Raw genomic sequence first — 12,423 nt, forward strand, 5'->3', positions numbered from 1 at the left:
GTCGATTTGGGTTAATTTCGGCATTGTGAAAACAGTGTCGGAATTTTCTGTTTGGGTTGCAGCCAAACCAAGCAACGGGCATCGGCGTTTCAAACCAAAACCAGGCGACAACGCCAGTTCCTCTCTTCACCCTTGTAGACCGTCATTTCCACCCCCATATTGGGGCGACCGACGCGTGAAGGAATCCAACTTGAGCGAACTTCTCAACCGCCGCCTGGCTCTGCTTAGCGAGCGCACTAACCTCTCCCTGATGGAGCAGTGCCTGCACGGTATTGAGCGTGAATGCCTGCGCGTGACGGGCGAAGCACGCCTGGCGCAGACGCCGCACCCTGAACAACTGGGCGCCGCGCTGACCAACGAGCAAATCACCACCGATTACTCCGAATCGCTATTGGAGTTCATCACGCCCGCGCTGCCGCACACGGCCGATACCCTGTCCAGCCTGGACAAGATCCATCGCTTCGCCTACAGCAAGCTCGGCAACGAGTACCTGTGGAGCCCCTCGATGCCGTGTCCGCTACCGGCCGAAGAAGATATCCCGATTGCCTACTACGGCACCTCGAATATCGGTCAGCTCAAGTACGTCTATCGCAAAGGCCTGGCCTTGCGGTACGGCAAGACCATGCAGTGCATCGCCGGCATTCACTACAACTTCTCCTTGCCGGAAAAAGTCTGGCCGCTGCTCAAGCAGGCCGAAGGTTTTGTCGGCACGGACCGCGACTATCAGTCAGCGTCCTATATCGCCCTGATTCGAAACTTCCGCCGTTACAGCTGGCTGCTGATGTACCTGTTCGGCGCCTCGCCGGCACTGGATGCAAGCTTCTTGCGCGGGCGCTCGCATCAGTTGGAGCAATGGGACGCCGACACGCTGTACCTGCCCTACGCCACCAGCCTGCGCATGAGCGACCTGGGCTACCAGAGCAACGCCCAGGCCGGTTTGACCCCGTGCTACAACGATTTGACCAGCTACACCGACAGCCTGCGTAAAGCGGTGGCGACGCCGTATCCGCCGTATGTCGAGATCGGGACCCACAAGGATGGTGAGTGGATTCAGCTCAACACCAACATCCTGCAGATCGAAAACGAGTACTACTCCAACATTCGCCCAAAACGCGTGACCTACTCCGGCGAACGTCCGATCCAGGCGCTGGTGGCCCGTGGCGTGCAATACGTTGAGGTCCGCTGCCTGGACATCAACCCTTTCCTGCCTATGGGGATCGATTTGCAGCAAGCGCGCTTCATCGACGCGTTCGTGCTGTATTGCGCCCTGCAGGACAGCCCGCAACTGGCGAACAACGAATGCGCCAATGCTGCCTCGAACTTCCTGACCGTGGTCAAGGAAGGCCGTCGTCCGGGTCTGGAATTGCAGCGCAATGACACCACGATCGACTTGAAAGCCTGGGCCACCGAGCTGCTGGAAAAAATCGCGCCGTTGTCGCAGTTACTCGATCAGAGCCACGGTGGTGAAGAACACGTCAAAGCCCTGGCCGCGCAAATGGCCAAGGTCAACGATTCTTCACGGACGCCTTCGGCACAAGTGCTGGCAAGCATGACGGAACACAAGGAAGGCTTCACCGCATTCTCCTTCCGTCAGAGCCAGGCCCACGCTGAGTACTTCCGCAGCGAACCGTTGAGCGCTGAAGACCAGTTGCACTTCGAAACCCTGGCCCGCAACTCAATCGCCCAACAGGCCGAGCTGGAGCAAACCGAAGAAATTGTCGATTTCGATACGTTTGTCGGTTCGTATCAAGCAAGCATTCTGGCTATCAGTAACTGACGCCATCGCGGCGGGACGCGCAGTTGCAAGCGCATTCTGCCGCGATGGACACAGCCCCTACAGCGTCTTCTCGAAGATCTTCGAATTACGCTGATAGTTGTAAAGCGATGCTCGTGCGCTGGGCAGACGGTCGACGCTGCTCGGCTCAAACCCGCGCTCACGGAACCAGTGCGCGGTACGGGTGGTAAGGACGAACAGTGTCTTCAAGCCTTGCGCCCGAGCCCGGGCCTCAATCCTCTCCAACAGTTCATCACCACGTCGGCCATGGCGGTATTCCGGGCTGACGGCCAGGCAGGCCAACTCACCGGCATCTGAATCCGCGATCTGGTACAGCGCGGCACAGGCAATGATCAGCCCTTCGCGCTCGACCACACTGAATTGCTCGATCTCGCGTTCCAGTACTTCGCGCGAACGACGCACCAGAATCCCCTGCTCTTCCAGCGGCGTGATCAAATCCAGCAAACCGCCGACGTCTTCAATCGCCGCCTCACGCACCAGTTCAAACTGCTCTTGCGCAACCAGCGTGCCGCCACCGTCGCGGGTAAACAGCTCGGTCAGCAGGGCGCCGTCTTCAGCGTAGCTGACGATATGGCTGCGACCGACACCGCCACGACATGCCTCAGCCGCCGCGTCGAGCAATTCAGCCTGATAGTTGCTGCCCAGCCTTAGCATGTGCGCCGGGACTTGTTGCGGGCGCAGCTCACGCACCAACTTGCCTTGATCATCCAGCAGGCCGCGCTCGGCACCGAACAGCAGCAATTTATCGGCGCCCAGGTCGATGGCGGCACGAGTGGCGACGTCTTCACAGGCGATGTTGAACGTCTCCCCCGTCGGCGAATACCCCAGCGGTGACAGCAACACGATGGAGCGCTCGTCGAGCAGGCGGTTGATACCTTTGCGGTCGACCCGGCGCACTTCGCCGGTGTGGTGGTAATCCACGCCTTCGACCACACCAATCGGCCGCGCAGTCACCAGATTGCCGCCTGCCACGCGCAAGCGCGAACCCTGCATCGGTGAAGCGGCCATGTCCATGGACAGGCGTGCTTCGATGGCGACGCGCAGGGAGCCTACCGCGTCGATGACGCATTCGAGGGTCGCCGCATCGGTGACGCGCAGGTTACGGTGGAATTGCGGCGTCAGGCCGCGCGCCGCCAGACGGCTTTCAATCTGCGGGCGAGAGCCATACACCAGCACCAGTCGCACGCCGAGGCTGTGCAACAGCACCAGGTCATGGACGATATTGCCGAAATTCGGATGATCGATACCGTCGCCGGGCAGCATGACAACAAAGGTGCAATCACGGTGGGCGTTGATGTACGGCGAAGCGTGGCGAAGCCAGTTAACGTAGTCGGGCATGACTTGAAGAGCCTGTAAAAGATTGGACGAACGCGTAAGAACACTCACAGCACTGTGGTGGTTATCGTCGGAACAGGCTTGGCAACACGCGCATTCTCCTTCTATCTAGAGCCCAACGGCTTCGAGATCACTTGAGCTGACCCGACTCATGCGGGGGTCAGGCAATAATGTTCAACCAACTGACGTAGTAGACGCACCGTAGGCTGCAAGCGTGACATTTCAAGGTATTCGCCTGGCTGATGAGCACAGGCAATGTCGCCAGGGCCCAAAACCAGGGTTTCGCAGCCCAGGCGCTGAAGATAAGGCGCTTCGGTGCCAAACGCCACCGCCTCGGCGCGATGCCCGGTCAGACGTTCGGCGACGCGCACCAATTCGGCATCGGCGGCCTGTTCGAACGGCGGTACTTCGGGAAACAGCGGCGCATAGTCTATTTGCACCTGATGCAATTCTGCCAGCGGTTGCAGCTTCTGCCGAATCGCGGCACGCAACACCTGCGGGTCCATGCCCGGCAAGGGCCGCAAGTCGAACTCCAGCGAGCACTGACCGCAAATCCGGTTCGGGTTGTCACCGCCATGAATGCACCCGAAGTTGAGGGTTGGCTGGGGCACGCTGAACTGAGGGTTGCGGTATTCGCCTTGCCATTGCTGACGCAGGCCCTTCAATTCAGTGATCGCGTCGTGCATCGCCTCCAGCGCGCTGTGGCCCAGGCTCGGGTCGGACGAATGGCCGCTGCGCCCAAGAATATTGATGCGCTCCATCATCACGCCCTTGTGCAGGCGAATCGGCTTGAGCCCGGTCGGCTCGCCGATCACCGCCGCACGACCCAAAGGACGACCCGCTGCAGCCAACGCTCGAGCACCGGCCATGGAGCTTTCTTCATCGCAGGTAGCGAGGATCAACAATGGCTGCTTGAACGGTTGATCGAGCAACGGCTGCACCGCTTCGATGACCAAGGCAAAGAAGCCTTTCATGTCGCAACTGCCCAGCCCTACCCAACGCCCATCGACCTCGGTCAGTTTGAGCGGATCGGTTTGCCACAGCACGCCATCGAACGGCACGGTGTCGCTATGCCCGGCCAATACCAGTCCGCCTGGGCCGCTGCCGAAACTCGCCAACAGGTTGAACTTGCCGGGCGACACCTGCTGAATGTCACAGGCAAACCCCAGATCACCCAGCCAGGTCGCCAGCAGATCAATCACGGCACGGTTGGATTGATCCAGCGCGGGCTGGGTGCAACTCACCGACGGCGCTGCAATCAACGCGGCAAACTGGTCTTTCATGGACGGTAAGGGCATGAGCAATCTCCTCGTTTGAGCACCATCATAGGGCTATCGGCCCCCATGAATAAACATGTCCTGTACACTGTTCGGCCTCAGCAGCCACGTATTTGCAGGCTGCGCTCCCGTTATTAGCGATTAGCGCTTGGATTCCCCGGCCATGCAGAAAGAAACCGAAATCAAACTCCGCGTCAGCCGCGAAACCCTCGCCGCCCTGCGCGACCACCCACTGCTGAAAAAACGCAACAAAAGTGGCTGGGAACGCCTTGAGCTGTTCAATCAGTATTTCGACACGCCTGAACGCGACCTGGCAAACGCCAAAGTGGCCCTGCGCCTGCGCCGTGATGGCGACGCGATCATTCAGACGTTGAAGACTCGCGGGCAAAGCGTTGCCGGCTTGTCCGAGCGCAATGAATACAATTGGGATCTGCCCAAAGCCAAGCTCGACCTTAAAAAGCTCGATGGCGAATGCTGGCCGGAAGAGCTGGCCGAGCTGGATAAAAAGACCATCAAACCTGCGTTCACCACCGATTTCGTCCGTGAGCGTGCTGAAATTGCCTGGGGTCGTGGCAAGGCTAAAGTCGTGATCGAAGCGGCACTGGACCTGGGCCGGGTCATTGCCGGCAAGCAGGAAGAAGAAATCTGCGAGCTGGAGCTGGAGCTGCGCGAAGGTGATCCTTCCGCACTGCTGGAGCTGGCCGCTGAACTGGCTGCCACGCTGCCGTTGATGCCCTGCGACATCAGCAAAGCCGAGCGTGGCTATCGCCTGTTCGACGCCAATAGCTACTCGCTGAGCCTACCGGCACCAGAACTGACCGCAGAAATGCCGCTGGACGACGCCTTCGCCGCGCTGGCCTGGCATTTGTTGGCCAGCAGCCAGCGCTTGGCTGAGCAGTACCGTTTCAACGGTCACTGGCGTTTGTTGCAGGATTGGGTGGCGTTGCTGTCCGAACTGCGCGCGTTGGTTGGCAGTCTGGGTCAGGCCGCGCCACGCACCTCGACCCACGAGTTGCGTGCATCGCTGGACGCCTTGCTCGAAGACTGGCGCCCGCTGGTCCAGGCCGGTCAAGACGACCCCGACGTCCGCACCGAAGCGCCCGCCCAGTTCATCGAAGAGCTTACAGACACGCGTTGGGGCCTGTTCTCGTTGAACACCTCGCGCTGGCTGATGGCTCGCAGCTGGACCGCTGACCGTAACACCCGCGGCAATCGCCAGGGCGCTGCGCAACTGGCTAACTGGGTACCGCGCCTGCTGGCTGAAGAAGCGACTTCGCTGCAATTGGGTCGCTATCAGCAACAACCGGAAGACCTGGCGGAACAACTGCCGCGCATCGAACGCATTCAGGCCTGGCTGCATCTGGCCCGTGGCGTACTGGATTTGCCCGAGCTGGACCGCTTGTACGGCGAGCTGAACAAGCTTGAGCAATTGGCGCTTGAGCCAATCAGCGACGAAATCCTCGACGCACGCGTGCAACAGACCGTTGTGGTGTTCCAGAGCCGCGCATGGAAGACCTTGTTGCGTTTGTAATACCGACGTCACGCATGAATTCGCCCCGCAGGAATTGCCTGTTTTCTGGGGGAGCGAATTCATAGCGACAGGGTCGTCGCTCAGTCGATCCCGAAACGATTGCAAGCTGGCGCCATCGGATTTGGTTTGCCATTCGGTGTGGTGGCGGAGCGGACACCCAGTTTTGACCAACGATCTCTGAATCCCCAAACCGTTAGTGGGCATGTAGGTCTTTTTCTAAGCATCTGTCAGATTTAGACATAAAAACGGGTCGAGGTGAATACGAAAAATAGTGGAGATCCATTGATCCAGATTTATTTTCCCGCTCAAGGATTTACAGCCTCTGCGCACTGAAGATCCCCAATAATCCCTTGCTCCACCGGAACAACACATGCCCTTCTCTGCTATCCAGTTAGTCGTAAGGGAGTAATACTCAGCGTCAAGTGAACACCATCTTCGCCAATATAAATATCTTCAAAGGTCGCGTCTGCAACCTCATCCGCAAATGACATTCCTTCGAAAGAGCAAAATCGCTTAGACGACAATACTTGCCATGTCGGATCTTGCCTTAACGACTGCACATCCAAGCATGGCTCTGAGAAAAACTTAATGTATCGTACAACCACACTTCCTATTCGATGTGAGTCGACCCTAAAAACGTCCTTGTAGTTGACATCGCTTGATTGTGCGGATACTGATGAGAATAGCAACGCAAGGCCGATTATAAATTTATTCACAACAACTCACCTTAAATATTGAACGCGCTTATTACATCGATCTTCAGGCACATTCGATCGTTTTGCCCGGTCGGAAATAGTCTCCAAAAACCGTGCAAAATCGTTATCCGAGGTATACCTCTGCAGAAATCCTCTAAGAACACCCTATAAATTCTTTTTTTCAGAAAAGTATCAGGCTGGAGGCCACGTATGTCATGGCCTCACTTTTTTGGGATATGGCTTTTTCAGACCATCCCTAAAGACCAATAAAATAAATTACTGCAACCCTGGAGAAATATCGCTCAAATAATCCGTCCTCTCTTCACTCATTCTGGCCACACAGTTATTCACAACGACCTCATAAACTTGACTTCCATGCTCAATTTCAAACGCCTCCAAAGCGCAGTTACTATTTCTTAAATCTATCCATGCTAGTTGAGATTTTTTTACCACCAACAAATATTTCTCTCCTAATGGCTGATCTCGCTCAAATTGTGATTTAATTCTGGCCACCAGAAGACTGTAATTCTCATGAAGCCTATTATCTGCGTATTCTTTCTTATCTTTCGAACACTCAAAGACGCCTAAACTATCACGTATATTTTCGCATTTATCGCCATTAATTCCCGAGCCCAAGGCAGTGCTCATCCAAACGAGAAGCCCCACACCCACACAACATGCGTTTTTATATTTCATGGTATCTTACCTGTTATTTCTCAAATAGTTTGCTCTACGCCTACCAGGCTCATACTGACTCAATGCGGGGGTGCTTTCTATGTATCTGATCAGTAGGTCAATATCATTTGTCATGCCTGCCTTCATCGGGTTTGCACCTTGAGTAAAACCTTGATATACGAAATCGACTAAGACGTCTCTAATGACCTGCGCAAGATTGTCCCACTCAGTCCGTCCTGACTCGCCAGCTGTCCACTTATTGTAGTTTCGTACTGCCCTGCTTATATAATCAGGATATACGATATCGAATAACTCTCTCTGCTGTTCGTGGGTAATCTCCCCAATATTAAGCTTGTTGTTCGATACGAACTCTTTAACCGCACTGCCTTTAAGTCCATTGGCCTTAGCTATTTTTGAAGCTTGCACGGCATCTAAACCTGCCGCAATCATATGGCCGCTTACTTCGAATTGGCTCCTTGACCCCATGTCGTAACCACGACCTAGCGTAACACCTGAAAGTTCATTGCCCGGCCAGTGGATGACACGACTAAAATAGATCGAGCCCGGAGTATCGTTGCCTTCCGCGTCGAAAGTAATTCTCCCGACCGCTTTAGATTCCTGCGTAACACTCAGCCCCCCGACAAACTCCACCGGATGAAAATACGAAACCCGCCCATCCACCGGCAACTTCAACTTCAACTTCACCGCCACCTCATCCCAAAACACCAACTTATCAATCCGCTCACTCTCATGACGCAGCAGCTCAGGGTTGTGGCTCAATCGGTCCCGAAACGGTTGCAAGCTGGCGCCGTCGGATTGGGTTTGCCATTCGGTGTGGTGGCGGACAACCAGTTTTGACCAGCGGTCTCTGAACTCGGGATTTTTGAGGGTTTGCCGGAGTTCGTCGGCGGTTACTTGGCCATCGCTGTTGACGTCCGCCAGCGCGTTTAGTTGTGCATAGAACTGACAGACGCTCTCGTCGTTCAGCGGGCTGCAACTGTCGCGTTGGTGTTGTTCCACGACCTTGAAGCCAATGGCTCTCAGATCATGTTGGCTGATGACACGAACGCCGGTGCCATCTTCCAATGCGCTTTGTTTTCTGACCAGCGCATCCAGGGTTCGTAATGGGGTGTCGGGGGTTCTGGCTCGTTCCAGGACGCTGACTTTGTAGCAGTCTTCGCCGCTTTCATCTTTGACGACAGGGAGCTTCTTCAGGTCGAAGAGGTGGTCTTTGAACAGGTAGGTCGGGTGCGTTGTTTCCCTGTCGCGCCCTACGATGGCGTGTTGCAGGCGCAAGACTTCAAGGTATTGCTTGCCTTGCTTGAGACCGGCCTCGTTGTTGAGGAAGGCATCGAGTTGCGGGTCGCAGGTGAAGACCTCCAGATGGACCTGATGGCGGGTCTTTTTGCCGGCTCCGTCGGGCAGTTCGTAGAGGCCGAGGAAGCCGACGGGGTCGCCGGCCTTGATTGGGATGGGGGCCTGAGGGACGACGACCGTGTCTAGATGAACCGGTTCGTCAGGCGGATATTCAACGGTTTGATCGTCGATGAACGCCCAGAAGCTCAGGGGGATTGTGTCCCTTCTTGTGTGAGTCACTTCACGGGTACACGGGGCGGTACGAGCGATTCTGCCGTCGTCGAACTTGACCGGGATGGCCTGCTCACTGTCAAAGCGAAAGCGGTAATTCTGCGGCAGGCGTGGCTCCGATTCAGGCTTGGTGCCGAACGTCTTGTTCTGCGGCGGCAGGTACATCTCAAGCCCGTTCGGGTCCTTCACCACGGCATCTACCAGACCCAGCCAATACGTCGGTTTTGCCCGTCGAGACGTTATGTCCCACAAACGAAACCGGCCCTGACTATTACGAATCGGTTGGTCATCCTTTTCGCTGGCAAACCACACTTCAGCCCCTACGCCTTGTTGGCCCACTTGACCTTTAACGATCCGACCTTTGGAGAAGTAATAACCTTCCGGTGTAAGGCGACCGTCAATAACGTCAAAGACTACATTGTCCGGGATGTTGCCGAGGATCTTGCTGCCTGGCTCGCCCTTGGGTACATCCCGCGCGGGCCAGTCACCATGGGTGACTTTTAACCGCTTTGTGGGGTGGTCGTGCTGGTACTCCTCAAACGGCAGCAAATGCATGTACAGGCTGTAAAACGTCAGCTCGTTTTGTTTGCCAAAGTTCGGGCCTTCTTCCGGGTTAGGCGGCGATTGATAGTGATGCCGAACGAGGCAAAACGACGTGGAGTACTTTAGCCAAGGAGCATCAAGGCCCTCACCGACATAGGAGGTCAGGTAGTGCTTATTCAAGCGATACGCCACGACCTCACCATCGGCAATGCAGCGCACCGGCTCGTCAAAGACGCAATGCGGTGCGCTTTCATTACTGATGTGGATACCGCCGTGCCAGTAGCCACTGTTGCTCAGCAGGTAGCGGCCTGAGGTTTCGCTTTCCAGCAGTTTGTGAAGCTGTTCAGCGTCCTGGAATTGGCTGCCGTCAGCCTTGCGGATCGGGAATTGAAAGGTAGTCATGGAGAGCGTTCCGGCAGGTCAATCGGAGAACAGGTTCTTATTACGGGGGGTATTCGACAGGGTCTGAGCGGTGGATGCGTCGGAGCTGCCAGCGCCGCTGGTTGACGTCGAAGTACGAATCTTCTGGCGGTCTGACGGCGCCTCTATTTGCCCGGCATTCAACGGATCTACCTCGCCCGGTGACGAGGGACTGGCAGGTGTTCCTGGCATTGGTTTGCCGCCTGGGAGAATCATTGAGCTGCTGAAGATCCCCGCCGGATTGATGACGATGTGCTGACCATTGACCGACAGCGTCAGGCTGAGGCCGCCGTTGATGACGATGTTGTCGCCAGTGATGTGCATTTCTTGGCCGGCGGCCATCAATAAGTCGCCACCCACGCGAGTGTGGCTGCTGCCGGTGACGTCGAGGTGATCGTCAGCCAGCAACTGCACTTTGCGCGCGCCGGTGACGGTGACGTTTTCCTCGGCCTTGAGCACGGTGGTGCTGTTGCCTTTGATGGTTTCCAGACGCTGACCGCCGATTTCGATTTGGCTGTCGTTCTGGATCAACTGCTCCATGTCGCGTTGGGCGCGGAGGTAGATCCGCTCTGCACCGCTTTTATCTTCAAGCTGTAACTCGTTGAAGCCCGAACCTCCCCCGGTGCTTTTACTGCGCAAAACGGTTTTGGTCTTGTTGTCCGGCAGGTTGTAAGGCACTTGATGGGTGTTGTTGCTCAGGCAACCCACCACTATCGGCTTACAGGCATGCCCTTCCTCAAAGGCGACCAACACTTCCATGCCCACGCGCGGGATGGTGACCGCGCCATACCCGGCACCGGCCCAGCTGGAGGCCACGCGTATCCAGCAACTGGTGCTTTCGTTGTTTTCACTGCGGTCCCAGTGGAAACGGACTTTTACCCGCCCGTATTTATCGCAATGGATTTCCTCCTGCGCAAGGCCGGTCACCACAGCGGTTTGCATGCCTTGAATCTTCGGGATCGGATGCTTGAGGGCCGGACGAAACTGCACGGCCTCGCGGATGGCAATGAACTCATTGCGATAGCCCTGAGTGATTCGGCCGGTTTCCACCGGCTCGTCACCGACCGCGTATTCCTCTAATACAGCAGGCTGGCGACCCTCATGAAACACCCAGGTTGGCAGCCAGACCACGTTCCAGTTCCGCTCCGGGTGTTCTTCTATCTGTAACGGCGTGCCACTGCGCAATGCCGGCTGGTTGCTCTGACCTTGGGCCCGTTCAGCATCGCCGCGAAGCCGCTCCAGCGCCCGGCGCGTGCGCACCCGTCCTGCGTGCGCGGTATCAAATTCTCCGGGGTAGATGTACGCCTCAAGGTTCGGAAATACCTTGGAATCCCGGTCCGCCTCCAGCGAGATGTGCGCGTTTTTGAAGTCGTAATCACGGTGGATCACGCGGCTGGGGCGGGTGTTCAGGCCTACGCCGAACGCCTGGATCACCGGATGCTCCGACGCCATACCGTTGATCGGTCGAAACGGCATCGCCACGGTGGGGTTGCCCGCGTGATAGAACTCGGTTTCCTGATCGGCGAAGATCAGTTGGTGCCCTTGTGGCGTGTGTTTAAAGTAATAAAAGTAGCCTTCGGCTTCGCACAAACGGCTGACGAAATGCAGGTCGGATTCATCGTACTGAACGCAGTATTCGTGCGGGACCGGTTTCTCCGGACCGATGGTGAATTGCACGTCCAGGCCGCTCAGCACGCCATGCCCTTTGAGCACGTCACGGAGGATAGCTTCAGTGGTCAGGTTCTGGAAAATCCGCCGATTACTGGCGTGCTGCAAATAGCGCAGAAACGGCACCATCACCAATTGGTAGTGGCTCCACTTTGCCCTTCCGGATGGAGTAGATATGGCCGTGCAAGCCCTGATTGCCAAAGGCCAGGTAGGCTTCTTTGTGCAGCAGGCTTTCCAGCTCGCGCGGCGGTCGTTCGGTGACCACATCAACGGTGATCTCGAAGCACTCGCTGATGGCTTCTTCGCCGGAAAAGGCCAAAACGAGCAACTCGTGGTCCTGGTTTCCTTTGATGCTGAGCGTGAACGTCGGGGTGTTGGACATCGGCCGGTTTCCATATCTGAAGGACTCGGCAAGTGTCCAGCAGCAAATCGTATAGATATAGATTCCCTGGCTGACAGGGTGGGTAGGACGCTTCCCATTGTTTGGTGGGGATTTGCTTAAGGACAGTTATTGCGACTAAAGCGTCTTCCTGCGGCAATGCTCATACCTGTGCGCACTATCAAATCCTTGCCGAGGCAGAGCCCGACCCTTTATGCAGGGTGCTGAATCTGTTTGCGATGCTGTATTTGATTACGCAGCAGGTCAGCGTTTTGCAGCAGGATCAGATACTGATGATTGACGTCCAGCTGGACGGGTTGAGCTGGCATCGGGCACAGGTCATTGGCGAAAAAATGCGCAACTTGATCAATATTTGTTCAGCCACACTGGAACCCAACGCGATTCAGAACGTCTTACCGCAACAGGTAGTTCTGGCCGTCGGTTAGCGGTTCGGTAAATTTTCGCAACCCTTCACCTCGCTCCGGGTAACACATGCGGCGCGCCGGGGACTATTCTTG

General features: G+C 56.4%; 9 protein-coding genes. 3 read left to right on the top strand and 6 right to left on the bottom strand.

The window, feature by feature from the left end:
- Positions 1 to 190: 190 nt before the first annotated feature.
- Complete coding sequence (gene gshA / locus K0F75_RS16140) at positions 191 to 1,777, top strand: glutamate--cysteine ligase (protein WP_219062912.1); 1,587 nt, start codon at positions 191 to 193, stop codon at positions 1,775 to 1,777.
- A 57-nt stretch (positions 1,778 to 1,834) separates the two neighbouring features.
- Here the strand turns inward: gshA and argA are convergent, their stop codons facing one another.
- Together argA and argE are read right to left on the bottom strand one after the other, a co-directional pair.
- Positions 1,835 to 3,133 carry an amino-acid N-acetyltransferase gene (gene argA, locus K0F75_RS16145; RefSeq protein ID WP_219062913.1) on the bottom strand — a complete coding sequence of 433 codons (1,299 nt, stop codon included), beginning with the start codon at positions 3,131 to 3,133 and terminating at the stop codon, positions 1,835 to 1,837.
- 146 nt (positions 3,134 to 3,279) lie between these two features.
- Positions 3,280 to 4,428, bottom strand: coding sequence for an acetylornithine deacetylase (gene argE, locus K0F75_RS16150; protein WP_219062915.1), 1,149 nt, complete (start codon positions 4,426 to 4,428; stop codon positions 3,280 to 3,282).
- Between the two features lie 142 nt (positions 4,429 to 4,570).
- On the opposite strand from argE, the gene K0F75_RS16155 reads away from it, so the two are divergent.
- The gene (locus K0F75_RS16155) at positions 4,571 to 5,938 is read left to right on the top strand and encodes an inorganic triphosphatase (RefSeq protein ID WP_219062933.1); all 1,368 of its coding nucleotides are present in this window, start codon (positions 4,571 to 4,573) and stop codon (positions 5,936 to 5,938) included.
- Positions 5,939 to 6,909: 971 nt separating this feature from the next.
- Here K0F75_RS16155 and K0F75_RS16160 read toward each other — a convergent pair.
- From K0F75_RS16160 to K0F75_RS16175, 4 genes are read right to left on the bottom strand one after another with little or no spacing between them, the layout of a single operon-like run.
- The gene (locus K0F75_RS16160; RefSeq protein WP_219062935.1) at positions 6,910 to 7,329 is read right to left on the bottom strand and encodes a lysozyme inhibitor LprI family protein; all 420 of its coding nucleotides are present in this window, start codon (positions 7,327 to 7,329) and stop codon (positions 6,910 to 6,912) included.
- Positions 7,330 to 7,335: 6 nt separating this feature from the next.
- Positions 7,336 to 9,840, bottom strand: a complete 2,505-nt coding sequence (locus K0F75_RS25800) for a hypothetical protein (RefSeq protein WP_257604405.1) — start codon at positions 9,838 to 9,840, stop codon at positions 7,336 to 7,338.
- An 18-nt stretch (positions 9,841 to 9,858) separates the two neighbouring features.
- Entirely contained in the window at positions 9,859 to 11,655 is a 1,797-nt protein-coding gene (locus K0F75_RS16170) for a type VI secretion system Vgr family protein (RefSeq protein WP_257604412.1), read from the bottom strand.
- Entirely contained in the window at positions 11,618 to 11,908 is a 291-nt protein-coding gene (locus tag K0F75_RS16175; protein ID WP_219062939.1) for a phage late control D family protein, read from the bottom strand. The genes K0F75_RS16170 and K0F75_RS16175 overlap by 38 nt, the downstream gene beginning before the upstream one ends.
- A gap of 101 nt (positions 11,909 to 12,009) precedes the next feature.
- Between K0F75_RS16175 and K0F75_RS16180 the strand changes: the two genes are divergently transcribed.
- Complete coding sequence (locus tag K0F75_RS16180; RefSeq protein ID WP_219062941.1) at positions 12,010 to 12,351, top strand: hypothetical protein; 342 nt, start codon at positions 12,010 to 12,012, stop codon at positions 12,349 to 12,351.
- Positions 12,352 to 12,423 lie beyond the last annotated feature (72 nt).

Source organism: Pseudomonas sp. UMAB-08 (assembly GCF_900095225.1).
Lineage (GTDB): Bacteria > Pseudomonadota > Gammaproteobacteria > Pseudomonadales > Pseudomonadaceae > Aquipseudomonas.